Origin of the sequence: Vibrio sp. 1-2 (7-a) (assembly GCF_013048515.1) — a bacterium.
Lineage (GTDB): Bacteria > Pseudomonadota > Gammaproteobacteria > Enterobacterales > Vibrionaceae > Vibrio > Vibrio diabolicus.
In genome coordinates this window covers 1429074-1445348 of record NZ_VHSQ01000001.1, presented here as the reverse complement: position 1 = coordinate 1445348, position 16275 = coordinate 1429074, and the positions used below count along the sequence as shown (strand labels likewise).

At 44.7% G+C, this 16275-nt stretch carries 13 protein-coding genes; 7 read left to right on the top strand and 6 right to left on the bottom strand.

From position 1 onward, the window contains the following. Nucleotides 1-62: 62 nt before the first annotated feature. Nucleotides 63-965 carry a DUF3943 domain-containing protein gene (locus FKN08_RS06530; protein ID WP_170891699.1) on the bottom strand — a complete coding sequence of 301 codons (903 nt, stop codon included), beginning with the start codon at nucleotides 963-965 and terminating at the stop codon, nucleotides 63-65. 193 nt (nucleotides 966-1158) lie between these two features. Here FKN08_RS06530 and FKN08_RS06525 point away from each other — a divergent pair, with 193 nt between their 5' ends. Beyond that, nucleotides 1159-2391, top strand: coding sequence for a CinA family nicotinamide mononucleotide deamidase-related protein (locus tag FKN08_RS06525; RefSeq protein WP_170891603.1), 1233 nt, complete (start codon nucleotides 1159-1161; stop codon nucleotides 2389-2391). A 95-nt stretch (nucleotides 2392-2486) separates the two neighbouring features. On the opposite strand, the gene yfaE is transcribed toward FKN08_RS06525, so the two are convergent. The 4 genes from yfaE to ubiG all read right to left on the bottom strand — a co-directional run bounded on the left by yfaE (nucleotide 2487) and on the right by ubiG (nucleotide 7474). Continuing rightward, nucleotides 2487-2768 (bottom strand): class I ribonucleotide reductase maintenance protein YfaE, encoded by a 282-nt coding sequence (gene yfaE / locus FKN08_RS06520; RefSeq protein ID WP_005376817.1) that lies wholly within the window; start codon nucleotides 2766-2768, stop codon nucleotides 2487-2489. Next, complete coding sequence (nrdB, locus tag FKN08_RS06515) at nucleotides 2768-3901, bottom strand: class Ia ribonucleoside-diphosphate reductase subunit beta (protein WP_005376818.1); 1134 nt, start codon at nucleotides 3899-3901, stop codon at nucleotides 2768-2770. Before nrdB ends, yfaE begins: the two co-directional genes overlap by 1 nt. A gap of 81 nt (nucleotides 3902-3982) precedes the next feature. Further along, nucleotides 3983-6265 carry a class 1a ribonucleoside-diphosphate reductase subunit alpha gene (gene nrdA / locus FKN08_RS06510; RefSeq protein WP_170891602.1) on the bottom strand — a complete coding sequence of 761 codons (2283 nt, stop codon included), beginning with the start codon at nucleotides 6263-6265 and terminating at the stop codon, nucleotides 3983-3985. A 501-nt stretch (nucleotides 6266-6766) separates the two neighbouring features. Further along, nucleotides 6767-7474, bottom strand: a complete 708-nt coding sequence (gene ubiG, locus FKN08_RS06505) for a bifunctional 2-polyprenyl-6-hydroxyphenol methylase/3-demethylubiquinol 3-O-methyltransferase UbiG (protein ID WP_005376820.1) — start codon at nucleotides 7472-7474, stop codon at nucleotides 6767-6769. Between the two features lie 475 nt (nucleotides 7475-7949). Here ubiG and gyrA point away from each other — a divergent pair, with 475 nt between their 5' ends. From gyrA to FKN08_RS06490, 3 genes are all read left to right on the top strand, one after another. Beyond that, nucleotides 7950-10670: a DNA topoisomerase (ATP-hydrolyzing) subunit A gene (gene gyrA / locus FKN08_RS06500; protein WP_005376821.1), complete on the top strand. Its 2721-nt coding sequence runs from the start codon at nucleotides 7950-7952 to the stop codon at nucleotides 10668-10670. Between the two features lie 124 nt (nucleotides 10671-10794). Beyond that, entirely contained in the window at nucleotides 10795-11418 is a 624-nt protein-coding gene (locus FKN08_RS06495) for a tetratricopeptide repeat protein (RefSeq protein ID WP_025767276.1), read from the top strand. Nucleotides 11419-11460: 42 nt separating this feature from the next. Further along, nucleotides 11461-12015 (top strand): hypothetical protein, encoded by a 555-nt coding sequence (locus FKN08_RS06490; protein ID WP_005376825.1) that lies wholly within the window; start codon nucleotides 11461-11463, stop codon nucleotides 12013-12015. Between the two features lie 118 nt (nucleotides 12016-12133). On the opposite strand, the gene nrfA is transcribed toward FKN08_RS06490, so the two are convergent. Next, complete coding sequence (gene nrfA, locus FKN08_RS06485) at nucleotides 12134-13561, bottom strand: ammonia-forming nitrite reductase cytochrome c552 subunit (protein ID WP_025998734.1); 1428 nt, start codon at nucleotides 13559-13561, stop codon at nucleotides 12134-12136. A gap of 448 nt (nucleotides 13562-14009) precedes the next feature. On the opposite strand from nrfA, the gene nrfB reads away from it, so the two are divergent. Genes nrfB through nrfD form a run of 3 tightly spaced genes read left to right on the top strand, consistent with a single transcriptional unit; the run spans nucleotide 14010 to nucleotide 16268 of the window. Beyond that, entirely contained in the window at nucleotides 14010-14612 is a 603-nt protein-coding gene (nrfB, locus tag FKN08_RS06480) for a cytochrome c nitrite reductase pentaheme subunit (RefSeq protein WP_170891601.1), read from the top strand. A 1-nt stretch (nucleotide 14613) separates the two neighbouring features. After that, nucleotides 14614-15300, top strand: coding sequence for a cytochrome c nitrite reductase Fe-S protein (gene nrfC, locus FKN08_RS06475; RefSeq protein WP_170891600.1), 687 nt, complete (start codon nucleotides 14614-14616; stop codon nucleotides 15298-15300). Next, nucleotides 15297-16268: a cytochrome c nitrite reductase subunit NrfD gene (nrfD, locus tag FKN08_RS06470; protein WP_170891599.1), complete on the top strand. Its 972-nt coding sequence runs from the start codon at nucleotides 15297-15299 to the stop codon at nucleotides 16266-16268. The genes nrfC and nrfD overlap by 4 nt, the downstream gene beginning before the upstream one ends. Nucleotides 16269-16275: the final 7 nt, after the last annotated feature.

Here is a 16275-nt window from a genome sequence, read left to right as displayed (position 1 = left end):
AGGGCACAAAAAAGCAGCCATCATAAGGCTGCTTTTCTACTGAGTATCAACTCAAGTCAAGGCTAAAATGTTACTTTTAGTTCGACACCGTAAAATTGGCTGTCGTAGTTGGCGCCTGCGTCCATTGCGAATTTTGCGACGTCTTGATTACCAAACCAAGGTGATGAATTAAATTGTAATTCTGCACTACCGCCCCATGCATCGGTTACCCAATAATGGATATGCCCAACAGGGTTTAGGAAGAAGAGTGATACATCACCGACGGTTTCAGAGCCCATGACTTCGCCGCCGTTTGCTACAATATCTTGCTCAGCAGTGAGCATCATTTCGCCAACCACAGCACCAAAGAATGGTGTGATAAAAATATCCTGCCAAGATGGCACTTCTGCAAATGCCTCTACTCCGTACTCCCAAAAGAACGTTGACATGGTTGCGGAGTACAAGAATGACTGAAACTCGTTATAGCCAGCGTGGCGTGCGGCTGTGTAGTAAACGCCGCCAAAATAAGGGTGCATGATGTAGTTAAGGACATGTTCATCACGATCCCAAACAGGCCCGTCAGAGACATTATCTTTCCATTTTTGACCCAGCTTACTCATGTCTCGGTCTTCTTCGTCCCACTTAGTGATACTTTCTGGAAGGAAAGTCATCATACCAACGGTTGCGATACTCAGGCCAAGAATGGTGTAGGTTTGACCCATGAGGTAATCCCAGTCTTTATCTTGAGGGATAATGAGATGTTTAGGCTGAAGCCCTGCATCAAGATTTAATGAATCATCATTATTCTGTTCAAACATAAGACCGCGATTTTGAGACTCGAAGGTGTACAGAGTCGTCGTTTCGCAGTAACCTGACAAGCAATCAGGTGTGTAAGAAAACTCCATATGACTGGTCATATCGTACTGACTTGCGTGCGCAAGCGCTGACGAAGTCAAGCAAAGGCCAGTTAGAGTTTTCTTGAACATGGATGATTTTGACACAAAGGTCTCCGAGTTGATGGTGTGATGATCGGGCTCGCAATTATCCCTCAAAACATCAACCATTTAAATACTTGATCCTTATTTAGTCCCAATATATCTCGTCGAGATTCGTCCAAATAAAAAGAAAAATAAGCACTATAACGAATAATAGGATTGTGCTTATGTTCAGGAGTCAGTTGTGAAAATAGCAATGCTTAGTACCGGTGAGGAAGTGCTCCACGGTGATATTGTTGATACTAATGCGGCATGGTTATCTAGCCTGTTTTATCAACATGGATTTGGCTTAACAAAGCGCTCAACGGTTGGTGATAGCCTGTCGAGCTTGGTTGAAGAGTTTTTAATGTTGAGCTTCAACAATGACGTGGTGATCGTGAATGGTGGTTTAGGGCCAACGACCGATGATATGAGTGCGGCCGCCGCAGCGAGAGCTGCTGAGTGTAAACTCGTGCTTTTCAAAGAGTGGTTGCAGCATCTAGAAAGTTTGTATGCTCGACGTGGCATCCCAATGCCAGACAGTAATTTAAAACAAGCCATGCTACCAGAAACGGCTGAGATTCTGGATAACCCGATAGGCACGGCCTGTGGTTTCAAGATGCTGATTAATGATGCCATTTTTTATTTTACGCCGGGTGTGCCAAGTGAATTTAAGCTTATGGCAGAGACGCAAATTTTGCCTGATCTGAGAAGAGCTTTTCCAGAGGTGCAAGGTTCATGTTGTAGTCGGATCTATACGTTTGGCCTTTCCGAATCCGGCATCTCGGACAAGCTTGATCAGCTAAAACTTCCTCAAGGGTATGAGCTTGGTTATCGCTCTTACTTACCTTTTATTGAAGTGAAACTCTTTGGCCCTTCTGACCAGCTTGAACAGCGTTTGAAGTTGGTGCAGATGATCAATAAGCATCTTGAAAGCAATACCGTTAGTATTGATTTACCTATGGTTGAAAATGTCGGCCAGCTGTTGGTGGATAAAGAGTTAACCGTGTCGGTTTCCGAAAAAAGCAGTGGTGGATACTTAACTTATTGGTTAAATAGTGATGAAAACGCTGAAAGGCAACTTGGACATGGTTGGGTACTACCAAGCCAGACTCAAGCGATGAGCAACAGCGGAGACCCATTAGCAGAAACGTTTGCTCTGGCAGGAGCGACGCGAGAGAAGTGTGGGACGGATTTATCACTCGTCACTGGCGATATTGAAGAGGGGGTTTTTTCCGTCGCTTTATCGACACCGTCAGGCGAGTGGGGAGCGTTATATAAACTCTCGAAAAAGTATCAGCGCAATGATCAAGTTAAAGTGATCAGTACGGCAGCACTAGACTTGTTGCTTCGCTACCTAGAACGTAAACCGATGTTTGCACATTATGCATTTTTAGAGAAAGTTAAAGAGATGCATCTCCCAGGTAGTGCTTTATAACTAGAGACCTATAACAGCCTGAGAGGTAAAACACGTAGATACAAAAAAGCCAAGGTAATCACCTTGGCTTTTGCGTTTTATACCGTCGAGTCACGTTATGCGCGCTGCTTTTCTTTCATCGCGTAGTTAACGCCACTGAGTGACAAATCCGATTTTGCTTTACAGATACAAGGTAATATCTCATCACTTTGCGTGTAAGCCATGGCAAAACCAACATACTCCACTTCACCAGATTCCAACTTGCAGCGACAAGCACCACAGTGTCCATCACGACAGTTGTATTCTGGTAATAAGCCAGCTTGCTCCATTGTTTCCAAAATTGTATTGGAAGGGTTGGATTCAATACTGATGAGTTTGTTGATTTTGAGTGTTGCCATTACAGCTCGAATCCTTCGAAGTCGTCTGCGCGAACTTCATTGTCAATTTGACCCACAAGGTAAGAAGAAATTTCCGCTTCTTGAGGCGCAACTTGAACATTATCTGAAGACAACCAAGCGTTAATCCATGGGATTGGGTTGGTTGTTGCTTCTGGATACGCTGCAGGTAGACCTACTGCTTGCATACGGATGTTAGTGATGTATTCAACATATTGGCTTAGAATGTCTTTGTTTAGACCGATCATCGAGCCATCTTTGAATAGATACTCTGCCCACTCTTTTTCTTGCTCAGCAGCTTCTTTGAATAGGTCAAAACAGTCTTGTTTTGCTTCTTCTGCGATTTGCATGAAAGTGAAATCATCCTGACCGTTACGTAGCAGGTTGATCATGTGTTGCGTACCGTTCAGGTGAAGTGCTTCATCACGTGCAATCAGTTTGATGATTTTCGCGTTACCTTCCATTAGTTCGCGTTCTGCGAAAGCGAAAGAACATGCGAAACTTACGTAAAAACGAATCGCTTCTAGAGCGTTCACAGACATCAGACAGATGTACAGTTTCTTCTTAAGGTCGTACAGACTAACCTTAACCGTTTCACCGTTAAGGACATGCTCACCTTCACCGTAGCGATGGTAATCATTCGTCGCTTGAATCAAATCGTCGTAGTAGTGCGCGATGTCTTTTGCACGCTTCAGGATGTGCTCGTTCTCAACGATATCATCAAATACCACAGCAGGGTCGTTCACGATGTTACGAATAATGTGCGTGTAAGAACGAGAGTGAATCGTTTCAGAGAAAGACCAAGTCTCAATCCAAGTCTCTAGTTCCGGCAGAGACACAAGCGGCAGCAGTGCCACGTTAGGGCTACGACCTTGGATAGAGTCTAGGAGCGTTTGGTACTTCAAGTTAGAGATGAAGATGTGCTTCTCGTGATCTGGCAGTTTGTTGTAATCGATACGGTCGCTAGATACGTCTACTTCTTCTGGACGCCAGAAGAAAGAAAGTTGTTTCTCGATAAGTTTTTCGAAAATCTCAAACTTTTGTTGGTCGTAGCGTGCAACGTTTACTGATTGACCTAGGAACATTGGTTCCTTCAATTGGTCATTCTTTTTTTGGTTAAAAGTACTGTAAGCCATAATGCCTCAATTCCTTTTAAACCTCCCCATAAGGGGAGGTTATCGATAGTCTGTCTTTACGGAGTGTTGGGTGCGGGTAGATTAAATCTTACAACCGCCGCCAGCACAATCGTCATCTTGTGGTTGAACAGCGTCTTTCTGTTCATCTTTTGCGCCATCACGAGTGTTATGGTAGTAAAGCGTTTTCACACCAAACTTGTACGCTGTTAGCAGGTCTTGAAGTAGTTTCTTCATTGGTACCTTGCCAGTCTCGTAACGTGACGGGTCGTAGTTAGTATTAGCAGAGATAGCTTGGTCAACAAACTTCTGCATAATACCCACAAGATGTAGGTAACCGTCGTTCGAACCGATGTTCCAAAGCAGTTCATAGTTGTCTTTAAGTTCAGTGAACTCAGGTACAACTTGCTTCAGAATACCGTCTTTCGAAGCTTTTACTGAAACATAACCACGTGGTGGCTCAATACCGTTAGTTGCGTTTGAAATCTGAGAAGAGGTCTCAGAAGGCATTAGCGCAGTCAGTGTTGAGTTACGTAGGCCGTGCTCCATAATTTCTTTACGTAGGCTGTCCCAGTCGTAGTGCAGCGCTTCGTCACAAATTAGGTCGATATCTTTCTTGTACGTATCAATCGGCAGTAAGCCTTTCGCGTAGTTCGTTTCGTCGAATGAAGGGCACTTGCCTTGCTCTTTCGCCAGTTCTACCGATGCTTTTAGTAGGTAGTACTGCATTGCTTCGAACGTACGGTGAGTCAGGCCATTTGCGCTACCGTCAGAGTATTTCACGCCATGTTTCGCTAAGTAATAAGCGAAGTTGATCACACCAACACCTAGCGTACGACGGTTCATCGTCGATTTGTATGCCGCTGGTAGAGGGTAATCTTGATAATCAAGCAGTGCATCTAGCGCACGAACAACAAGATCAGATAGCTCTTCGAAATCATCTAGAGACTTGATAGCACCAAGGTTGAAGGCAGAAAGCGTACATAGTGCGATCTCGCCCGAGTCATCTTCAACGTTAGTTAATGGCTTCGTTGGCAGTGCGATTTCTAGACATAGGTTCGATTGACGAACTGGCGCTACTTCAGAATCAAATGGGCTGTGAGTATTACAGTGGTCCACGTTCTGAATGTAGATACGACCTGTTGATGCACGCTCTTGCATTAGCAGAGTGAACATTTCAATCGCTTTAACCGTTTCTTTCTTGATTGAAGGATCGTTCTCGTACTTCACGTATAGACGCTCAAACTCTTCTTGGTTTTCGAAGAATGCGTCGTATAGACCCGGTACGTCTGAAGGTGAGAATAGTGTGATGTTGCCACCCTCAACTAAACGTTGGTACATCAGTTTGTTTAACTGAACACCGTAGTCCATGTGACGAACACGGTTCTCTTCAACACCACGGTTGTTTTTAAGCACCATTAGAGAGCGAGCTTCGCCGTGCCACATTGGGTAGAATACAGTCGCTGCGCCACCACGAACACCACCTTGCGAACAACATTTTACTGCGGTTTGGAAGTATTTGTAGAACGGGATACAGCCAGTGTGGAATGCTTCACCACCGCGAATCTCTGAACCTAATGCACGGATACGACCAGCGTTGATACCAATACCAGCGCGCTGAGATACGTAACGAACAATCGAGCTTGCTGTTGCGTTGATAGAATCAAGACTGTCGCCACACTCGATCAGAACACATGAGCTGAACTGGCGAGTAGGGGTGCGCACGCCAGACATAATTGGCGTAGGTAGAGAAATCTTAAATGTCGATGTCGCATCGTAGAAACGTTTGATGTAATCAAGACGCGTCGCTTTTGGATATTTCGCAAATAAGCACGCTGCTACAAGGATGTATAAGAACTGAGCACTTTCGTAAATTTGGCCCGTAACACGGTTCTGTACGAAGTACTTACCCTCTAGCTGCTTAACTGCCGCGTATGAGAAGTTTAGGTCGCGTTTATGGTCGAGGTACGCATCAAGTTCGTCGAGTTCTGCTTTTGTGTAGTCTTCTAGAATATGTTGATCGTACTTACCCATATCGACGAGGCGAGACACGTGATCATAAAGCGTTGGTGGCTCGTATTGGCCATACGCTTTTTTACGCAGATGGAATACCGCTAGGCGAGCAGCTAGGTATTGGTAATCCGGAGTCTCTTCAGAGATCAGGTCTGCCGCAGACTTGATGATTGTCTCGTGAATATCTGTCGTTGTGATGCCGTCGTAAAACTGGATGTGAGCGCGAAGTTCTACTTGAGAAACCGAAACATTATCTAGACCTTCTGCAGCCCAAGTGATAACGCGGTGGATTTTATCCAGATCGATACTTTCTTTACGGCCATCACGCTTGGTGACGGTAAGTTGTTGGTTCATTCTGCTTTATTTCCCTAAGAAAACTGATAAAAGCCGTATTTTTGTTTGTTTATGTGCAATATGAGTAAAGCTTGCGGCGGCTTTGTGATCAAAGTCTATCTATATATTGTCGCTTAAACACAACATATAGGGGTTCATTTGTTTGCGGGTTACAAGATAGTGCTATTACACTGATTTATCAAGGTACAGATCGGGGATGACTTGTGGATAACTGACAAAATGAAAAAAATCAGTAAGTGAACACTAACCGATGAGAAAAGGGCAGACTTGAATGGTTAAAAGTACGGTTTCGAGATCGGTTTAGAAATAACCGCATGCAAAAATATTTTCCTTGATCTTTGGCCGTTTTTATCTACGAAAAATGGCTTGGTCAAAATGGAATCTAGAGCACGAATTTTAGACATAAAAAGACAAAAAAAGCGGCAACTTTGTGCTACCGCTTCCGATTCATTTTCTTTAAAAAATGTCAATCACAAAACACATTTTTTAACGCAACAGCGTTCAGTATTTTTTGGTATGAACGATGTAGTTTACATCTACATTACGACCGAGTTTGTAGCTGTCATTTAGAGGGTTGTAATGAAGCCCAGTAATGCCCATTTCCGTCAGGTCAGTTTGGTCTATCATCTTCATCATTTCGGCTGGCTTGATAAACTTATCGTGCTCATGAGTGCCTTCAGGAACAATCTTAAGAAGCTTCTCAGCACCGACAATAGCAAATAAGTACGACTTAATGTTTCGGTTCAAAGTTGAGAAAAACACGTGACCACCGGGTTTGACTAGCGCAGCACAAGAGCGGATAACGGAGAGAGGATCTGGAACGTGTTCAAGCATCTCCATACAAGTCACGACATCGTAAGTTCCTGCGTTTTCTATAGCGTGGTCTTCTATTGTGCTCTGAATGTAGGTCAGTTGAGTGCCTGTTTCTAATGCATGTAGTCGCGCGACTTCTAATGGTTCTTTACCCATATCAAGCCCCGTCACAATAGCGCCTTCTTTTGCCATGCTTTCAGCAAGAATGCCACCACCACAGCCGACATCAAGTGCTCGCTTGCCAAACAAGCCATTTGCTTTTTCAAGTACATAGTTCAAACGAAGTGGGTTAATTTGATGAAGCGGCTTAAACTCGCCTTCTAAATCCCACCATCGAGAAGCCATGTCCTCGAATTTCTTAATTTCACTTGGGTCGACGTTTTGTGCTTTAGTCATAATTGGTTTTATTGCATTCAATCTGAGTCCTTTAGAGGGCGCCAGTATACTCCAACGTTTTACACCCAAACAACCTCGATGTGCTTAGTTAAGGGACAATGACAGAGTTCACTGGCGCGGCAATCGAGACAGGTGCCTGTAATTTGTAAAGCGCTCGCTATTGTTTTTGGTTCATCCTTGAACTGGTGCCAGTGACAATAACTCTAAAACCTGCATTTTCGCGTTGTGTAGTTAAAGGAATTTACCTCGCTTTTCCGCGTAAAGAGTCCGATTTTGCTCAATATTGACCGAAATATAACCACTAATCAGAAAGATATGGGATTAGTGTGCAAATTCTCGACATTTGATTCATAACCAAGCTCACAACCTGATAAAAGGAGAGGGAAAGTGATGCCGAAGTGATGAATTGTGTGTTATATTTTTGCACCTTACACGTATCGTAATTACGATCAGATAATAGAGGGATAATGGCTCTATGAGCGATTTAGCTAAAGAGATCACGCCCGTAAACATTGAAGATGAGCTTAGAGGTTCATACCTAGACTACGCGATGTCAGTCATCGTGGGTCGTGCTCTTCCAGATGTGCGTGATGGCCTAAAACCAGTACACCGCCGCGTTTTATTCGCGATGAACGTACTAGGCAACGATTGGAACAAACCATATAAAAAATCAGCCCGTGTTGTCGGCGACGTAATCGGTAAATATCACCCACATGGTGATAGTGCTGTGTACGACACAATCGTACGTATGGCTCAGCCGTTCTCGCTTCGTTACATGCTGGTCGATGGTCAAGGTAACTTTGGCTCGATCGATGGCGACTCTGCTGCGGCAATGCGTTACACCGAAGTTCGAATGGCAAAAATTGCCCATGAACTATTGGCTGACCTAGACAAAGAAACCGTAGACTACGTACCAAACTACGACGGTACTGAGCAGATCCCAGCGGTTCTTCCAACTAAAATTCCAAACCTATTGGTTAACGGTGCTTCTGGTATCGCAGTAGGTATGGCAACCAACATCCCGCCTCATAACCTTGGCGAAGTGATCGATGGCTGTCTTGCATACATCAATAATGAAGAAATCACTATTGATGAACTAATGGATTACATTCCTGGTCCTGATTTCCCAACGGCGGCGCTGATCAGCGGTCGTAAAGGCATTGTAGACGCGTACAAAACAGGTCGCGGTAAAATCTACATGCGTTCGAAAGCGGACATCGAAGTGGAGAAGAATGGTAAAGAAACCATCATCGTCACTGAGATCCCATACCAGGTAAACAAAGCTCGCTTGATCGAAAAGATCGCTGAGCTAGTTAAAGATAAGAAAGTTGAAGGCATCAGTGCACTACGCGACGAGTCAGATAAAGACGGTATGCGTATTGTTATTGAATGTAAGCGCGACGCAGTGGGCGAAGTGGTTCTAAACAACCTATACGCTCAGACTCAGTTGCAAACCACTTTCGGTATCAACATGGTGGCCCTAAACAATGGCCAGCCACAGCTATTCAACCTAAAAGATATGTTGAAGTGCTTTGTTGATCACCGTCGTGAAGTTGTGACACGTCGTACTATCTTCGAACTGCGTAAAGCGCGTGAACGTGCTCATATCCTTGAAGGTTTAGCTCTAGCGCTTGCTAACATTGATGAAATTATTGAGCTTATCCGTAAGGCACCTACACCGGCTGAAGCAAAAGCGGGTCTTATCGCTCGTGGTTGGGATTTAGGCAACGTTTCAGCAATGCTAGAGCGTGCTGGTACAGATGCTGCGCGCCCTGAATGGCTAGAGCCTGAATACGGTATTCGTGATGGTCAGTACTTCCTGACTGAGCAACAAGCACAAGCTATCCTAGATCTACGTTTACATAAACTAACAGGCCTAGAACACGAGAAGATTCTTGGCGAATACAAAACACTTCTAGAAGAAATCGCTGAACTCATGCATATCCTTGCGAGCACTGAGCGTTTGATGGAAGTTATCCGTGAAGAACTTGAAGCGGTTCGTGACGGCTTTGGTGACGCTCGTCGTACAGAAATCACAGCTGCGAGCCATGATATTGACATGGAAGAGCTGATCGCACGTGAAGACGTTGTAGTTACTCTATCTCACGGTGGTTACGTTAAGTACCAAGTACTGAGCGACTACGAGTCACAGCGCCGTGGTGGTAAAGGTAAGAGTGCGACTAAGATGAAAGATGAAGACCATATCGAGCGTCTTCTAGTGGCGAATACCCACGATAACATCTTGTGTTTCTCTACTCGTGGTAAGACATACCGCCTGAAAGTTTACCAATTGCCTCTAGCGAGCCGTACTGCGCGTGGTAAGCCAATTGTGAACATCCTTCCGCTCGAAGAAGGTGAGCGCATTACCGCGATTCTACGTGTAGATGAATTCTCTGAAGACAAATTCATCTTCATGGCAACAGGTGACGGTACGGTTAAGAAAACGCCGTTGAACCAATTTGCAAATGTTCGTTCAAACGGCCTAATCGCTGTGAACCTACGTGAAGACGATTCGTTAATCGGTGTGGATATCACTAACGGCGAAAACGAAATCATGCTGTTCTCTAAAGCGGGTAAAGTGGTTCGCTTTAAAGAAGCAGAAGAGATTCCAGTACTTGATGAAAATGGTAAACCAGTTCTTGATGAGAACGGTCAGCCAGAGATTAAGTTTAAAGGTGTTCGTCCTATGGGTCGTACCGCCTCTGGTGTTCGTGGTATGAAACTGGCTGAAAATGACCAAGTTGTATCACTTATTGTTCCTTCGCACGAAGGCGACATCCTAACGGTTACAGAAAACGGTTATGGTAAACGTACAGCACTTAGCGAGTACCCGACAAAAGGTCGTGGCACTCAAGGTGTAGTTTCTATCAAAGTTTCTGAGCGAAATGGCCCGGTAGTTGGTGCTATCCAGGTTGTTGAAGGTGATGAAATGATGATGATCACCGATGCTGGCACGTTAGTACGTACTCGTGTGGGTGAAGTTAGCCAGGTTGGTCGTAACACACAAGGTGTAACGCTTATCCGTACTGCGGAAGATGAATCAGTTGTTGGTTTGCAACGTATTGAAGAAGTTGATGATGAAGAGCTGCCTGCTGATGAAGATGCAGAAGCGTTAGAGTCAACAGGCGAAAATACGCAGCAAGACGCTTCAGAAGCTCCAGCTGCTGATGATGCAGAGGAAGGTAACGAAGAGTAATCTTACATCGTTATCCTGATATGAAAAGCCGAGCCCTTAGTTGCTCGGCTTTTTTGTATCTGTATCAACGCATTTAAAGTAAGAAATGCGTACACTGACGTTATCTTTGTTTACAGGACGTGTTATGTCTGTTTGGTTTTTCGCTGCCATCACTCTGATGGGGTTGTTTATCGTACTCTTATCACTGAGTGCATCAAAAGCTAAACCTGCTCAATGGTTTGGCTTTTGCCTGTTAGTACTTGTCGTGACGAGTGCCAGTTTCTTATTGCTTCATCAAACACCGCCTAAACCAATACACGCGGAAATGTCACGAATGATGACTGCTCGTGACATCATGAAAGAGATTCAAGACCAGTTGCGTGAAGATCCGAACAACGCTGAATTGTGGTTCCAACTCGGGCAGGGCTACCTGCTAGAGGGTGAATTTGACGGTGCGTTGATTTGTTTTGATTACGCGATCCAACTGACTGAGCCAGTCAGTGCCACGCAACTTGCTGCAAAGGCGACTACCTTGTACTACATTCACCAGCAATCAATGACGCAAGAAGTTAGCTTGCTTTTGGAGCAAGCTTTGCAGATAGAACCGCACAATGAAGCCGCTTTGTCTTTGATCGCAAATGATCATTTTCTGTCATTCCGATTTCAGGAAGCGATTGATGCCTGGGTAATATTATTAGATTCTAATGATCCAAATTTAGATAGGGTGCAAATCATTAACTCTATTAACAAAGCAAAAGAGCTATTGTAAGCGTACAATTTAACAAGCAATAGAGGGAAAGGTGGGCAACGAATGAAAAATAAAGCACTAAGCATATTGGTTTTGCTGTGCGGCTCTGTGCTGGCGGGTTGTAGCTCTTCCGATCATTCTGGCTCTTCCTCTACGGTTTATTATTCATCGGGTTACTACGACCCGTGGTGGTACGATCATGACGACTACTGGATTTATTACTATCCGGGCTGTTGCGATAACGACGATGAATACAAAGAGAAACTGGAAGAGTGGTGGAATGGTTTAGATGAAGACCAACAGCAATCCATCAAAGACAAAGTCGAAGATTGGAAAGACGACGATATGTCCGCCAATATCGATAACATGAAACGCCAACTTGACGATCATTGGCAATCACTGCCTGACGAGCAAAAGCAAGAGATTCGAACCCAATGGGAGAATCGTCCGGAGCATATTGAACCAGCGACTTTACAAGGCAAGGCGGTGAAAGAAAAGGTTCAACAAAGAAAAGCATTACCGGAAACGAAGATCCAGCGTCCAGTTGCTCGTCCAAATGTGCAGATACCTAAAGCACGTCCAAATATTCAACCTAGACCTAGGCTTCCTCGTCGCTAGTACATTCGATTTTTGTCTCTCGATAGAATCAGGATGAAGAGATAAAGATAATAAAGAAAGAAAAGGGGCGTTCAGTACGCCCCTTGTTGTATCTATAAGTTAACCGTTGCCAGTTAGACTAATACGTGGCTTCGCGTTCAGCTGCTGCTTTATCCCACTCTGGCGCTACTGTTTCTAGGAAGTGTTTCTTGTCTGCGTTCATCTTATCCATATCCATGCCTAGTGCTTGTTGTGCTTTCGCTTTGGTCGAGATATCTGGAATTTGAACAGGGTCAGTAATGCCTTTGGTTGCCAGTAAACGAACCAATTTGGTACGGGCGTCAGCAGCGCGGTCAACTGCAGTACCTAGTACTTCAAGTGCTACCTCAGGAGCATGCATGTGAACACCGTGAGAAGCAATCGCGTAGTCCCAACGCCATTGTGCATGGCGAATATCTTGTAGGATAGGTTCCATCTCTGCTTCTGTTGCACCTGCTTTCCACGCTGCGCCTGCTTCAAAGTGTGCCGCTACGATTTGCTTCTCGGCGGTTAGCTTCATGTTCAGTACTTGCGCTTTGCGAGTCGAGACGATGCCTTGTAGCTGCTCTTTAGTTTGGGTATGGCATTGCGCACAGGTGTCTTCAAAACGATCAAATGGGTTACCCACTTTGTGGTCTGTGTACACCGTACCGTCTTCTTTGGTCACTTTAGGCATGTGGCAGTCCACACACACCACTTTGTTTTTACCATGAATACCCGCTCTCCAAGTTTCGAAACCTGGATGTTGCGCTTTTAGCATCGGCGCTTTAGATACGGCATGCGTCCAATCTTTGAAATTCAACGCGTCGTAGTATTTCTCCATGTCATTAACGGTGGTGCCCATATCCCATGGGAATTTAACCGCTTTAGTTGGGCCGGTGAAGTAGTATTCAACGTGACATTGAGCGCAGACCGATGCTTGCTTATCTAGGCGAGACTGTTCATCAAAGTTTTTACCAATAGTATCAAAAGCACGCTCGACGTATGGGCGAGTCAGTGCTAGCGCAGGTTCGCCTTTCTTGAAGGCTTCAGAGCCTGTGTTGTGGCAATCGGAACAACCGATAGGGTTGACGATTTCTGAGCCTAAGCGTGCCCATTTACCTTCGAAATAACCGTCTTCACCACGTTCATCAATCACGCGAGCAACGTCTGGGCTTTTACAGCTCCAGCACGCCATCGGCATAGGCCCGGACTTCTCGTCGGTTGGTGCGCCGGTACGTAAGGTTTGGCGAACATCATCAAGTGCGTAAAAGTGACCGCGCGCTTTGTTGTAGTCTTTCGCGAAGCCATAACCTGCCCACAGGATAACCATGTTTGGGTCTTCACTTAGAGCATCTTCAATGTGCTCACTTTCGGATGTTGCTTTCCAAGAATGGTATTGATCAGGGTGGTTCTGTTCAAAGACATCGTTACGAGGATCGATAAAATCCTTCTCTTCTGCCGCTAACGGAGCGTCAACCAAAAATAATTGGCTGGCGAATAAGGTCGCAACCGCAATAGGTGCGCTCATCCAGTGTTTTATGCTCACAGTGTTATCTCCATATTCGTTTTTATTAGCAGCGTTGTGATGAGCTATTCCAAATAAGAACTGGAGATCTACGATTAATAATATTGCTTAATTGGATAGATGAAATAGTGAGTGAATCTTGTCTTGTTTTAGATCAATTTACACCAGTGATCTCAGTCATGTTTGAATCTATATACCTCTAAAGTGGTAGTTGTTAAGTCATTGTTCTGCAATGCTTTGGGTTTTTAACCTTTTTAAAAATAGGGTGATTTAGTTCGCTTTTTGAGCAGGCGTTTCTACCCCTTATGAATAATAGAGGTATTATAAATATAGGTTTAGCGTTGTGGCTTTCCGAAATAAGAATTGATGTCATTTGAAGGTGTAAAAATATCTTCAGAGGAAATTAATTGTTGCTCAAATAATAGTTGATAACAGTTATCAATTATTATCGAGCTAAGGAAAGAAAAATATGGGCAATATAAAATTGACCATAGAGACAATGCTGAAATTTCTCTTCATCTTTGCCATCTATGGTTTTTTCACCGCCGCCCATGCGACTTCTTCAGAGCCAGTTGAAGGTGCTCAAGCTGAGCGTCATCAAGTCGAGTTGATCCGTGACCGAGACTATAAATGTCTTCAATGTCATAAGGATGCTAAAGATACTCTGAATCTATCGCATGATTCGCAAGCGTTATTGAGTCAAGGTAAGCAGCTCAATTGCACTAACTGTCACAGCAACATCGGCCCTGATCACCGTGAAGGCGCACCCGATGTGATTAAGTTTTCTGCTGCGCAATCGAAAGCGGTGCACGACAAAGTGTCCCTTGATCCGAGCATGATTCTTAAAGCCAACAGCCAGTGTGTGGATTGCCATGCACCGACACAGCTAAGAGAAAACCACTGGACGCACGATGTGCACGCCAAAAACCTCACCTGTTCAAATTGCCACGATGTACACGCAGCGAAAACCAAAGCGTTGTCGTACGATAGAAAACAACTGATCAAGCAGTGTGTGGATTGTCACTCTGAATTTGCCGTCGAACCTGAACTTGCCAAAGAAGAGGAGAGATAGCATGAAATGTTCGAGAAGAAACTTTTTAGCTAGCAGCGGCGCGTTGATTTTAACTACAGGCGTTGCGGGCACTTCCGTTGTTAGCTCCTCTCTTTATGCCAGCAACAGTGAACAAGCGAAGCGCATGGGTATGGTTCATGATGAAAATGCCTGCATTGGCTGTACCGTTTGTACCGATGCTTGTCGCGAAGTAAATAAAGTCCCTGAAGGCGTAACACGTCTTAAAATTCATCGCAGTGAACCGATTGGCGAATTCCCAGATGTGGAATACCAGTTTACTCGCGAATCCTGTCAGCATTGCGATAACCCACCATGTGTGTACGTATGCCCAACAGGCGCAGCATACAAAGATGAAACGACGGGCATTGTGGATGTACACAAAGAGAAATGTGTCGGATGTGGTTATTGCTTAGCGGCTTGCCCTTACCAAGTGCGTTTCTTTAATCCAGTCGATCACTCTGCGGATAAATGTAACTTCTGCCGTGATACCAACCTAGCGCAAGGTAAGCAGCCAGCTTGTGTGGAATCTTGCCCAACAAAAGCTCTCATTTTTGGTGATTTGAATGACCCAACTAGTGAGGTGAGCAAAGCCATTGAAAGCCATGTTGTCTATCGCGATAAATCGCATTTAGGTACGCAGCCTAAACTGTACAAAATTCCGCATAGCAAAGGGGAGGTGTCATCATGAACGGCTTCGAAAGTGCATTCCACTTTGACTCGTTAGTCTGGGATTGGATTATTGCGATTTACTTATTCCTCGCTGGGATGTCAGCAGGTGCGGTGATGATTTCTATCTATTTAAAACGCAAAGTGATTGAAGGTGATCCCGCAAACAATGGCATTATAAAAGCAATGGCTTGGCTAGCGCCATTTGGCATTATTTCTGGCTTAGTGATTTTGATTTTCCACTTAACTAAACCGCTTGAGTTTTGGAAGATCATGATTTACTACAACCCGACTTCCGTGATGTCGATGGGCGTGATCTTGTTCCAAGTGTACATGCTAGTGCTATTTGTTTGGATCGGCGTTATCTTCCGCCATCAAATCATCAGCTTCTGTGAAGGGAAGTTACCAAGCAAACTGCTGGATTTTGCTGATGGCATTTTGATTAAGGCGGGGAAAGCCAACAACGCAATTGAATTATTCTTGGGCTTCTTAGCCATCGTGCTTGCGGCATACACCGGCTTTTTATTGTCTGCATTGAAGACTTACCCAATGCTAAACAATCCAGTACTGCCAATCTTATTCCTGTTCTCTAGTTTGTCATCTGGCGCAGCAGCATGTTTGATGTTCGGCATCTTGGTGTTTAAAGAGTCGACCAGCAGCCCTAGTGTGTCTTGGGTGCACGGATTTGAACGCCCAGTGGTATTGTTTGAGCTGTTTGTCTTAGTAACATTATTTACTGGGCTTATCTTTAGTGGCGGGCAAAATGAAGCCGCGGCTTGGAATGCCATTTCGAGTGGATTCTGGGCTCAGTGGTTCTGGGTTGGGGTGGTGCTCATCGGCATGATAACGCCTTTGACTCTTAATTGGTTGACGCCTTCTGAAGTTCGTCATAGGGGAAGTTACGTTTTTGCGGTCACAACGTTGAGTTTGGTTGGCGTACTCATGCTGCGTACTTTCATTCTCTATGCTGGTCAAATGACCATCGTGTAAGGAGGCA

Bases quoted from the DNA above. Each gene is read 5' to 3' on its own strand.
- FKN08_RS06530 (WP_170891699.1), bottom strand. From the start codon at position 965: ATGTTCAAGAAAACTCTAACTGGCCTTTGCTTGACTTCGTCAGCGCTT.
- yfaE (WP_005376817.1), bottom strand. From the start codon at position 2,768: ATGGCAACACTCAAAATCAACAAACTCATCAGTATTGAATCCAACCCT.
- nrdB (WP_005376818.1), bottom strand. From the start codon at position 3,901: ATGGCTTACAGTACTTTTAACCAAAAAAAGAATGACCAATTGAAGGAA.
- nrdA (WP_170891602.1), bottom strand. From the start codon at position 6,265: ATGAACCAACAACTTACCGTCACCAAGCGTGATGGCCGTAAAGAAAGT.
- ubiG (WP_005376820.1), bottom strand. From the start codon at position 7,474: ATGACTAAAGCACAAAACGTCGACCCAAGTGAAATTAAGAAATTCGAG.
- gyrA (WP_005376821.1), top strand. From the start codon at position 7,950: ATGAGCGATTTAGCTAAAGAGATCACGCCCGTAAACATTGAAGATGAG.
- FKN08_RS06495 (WP_025767276.1), top strand. From the start codon at position 10,795: ATGTCTGTTTGGTTTTTCGCTGCCATCACTCTGATGGGGTTGTTTATC.
- FKN08_RS06490 (WP_005376825.1), top strand. From the start codon at position 11,461: ATGAAAAATAAAGCACTAAGCATATTGGTTTTGCTGTGCGGCTCTGTG.
- nrfB (WP_170891601.1), top strand. From the start codon at position 14,010: ATGGGCAATATAAAATTGACCATAGAGACAATGCTGAAATTTCTCTTC.
- nrfC (WP_170891600.1), top strand. From the start codon at position 14,614: ATGAAATGTTCGAGAAGAAACTTTTTAGCTAGCAGCGGCGCGTTGATT.
- nrfD (WP_170891599.1), top strand. From the start codon at position 15,297: ATGAACGGCTTCGAAAGTGCATTCCACTTTGACTCGTTAGTCTGGGAT.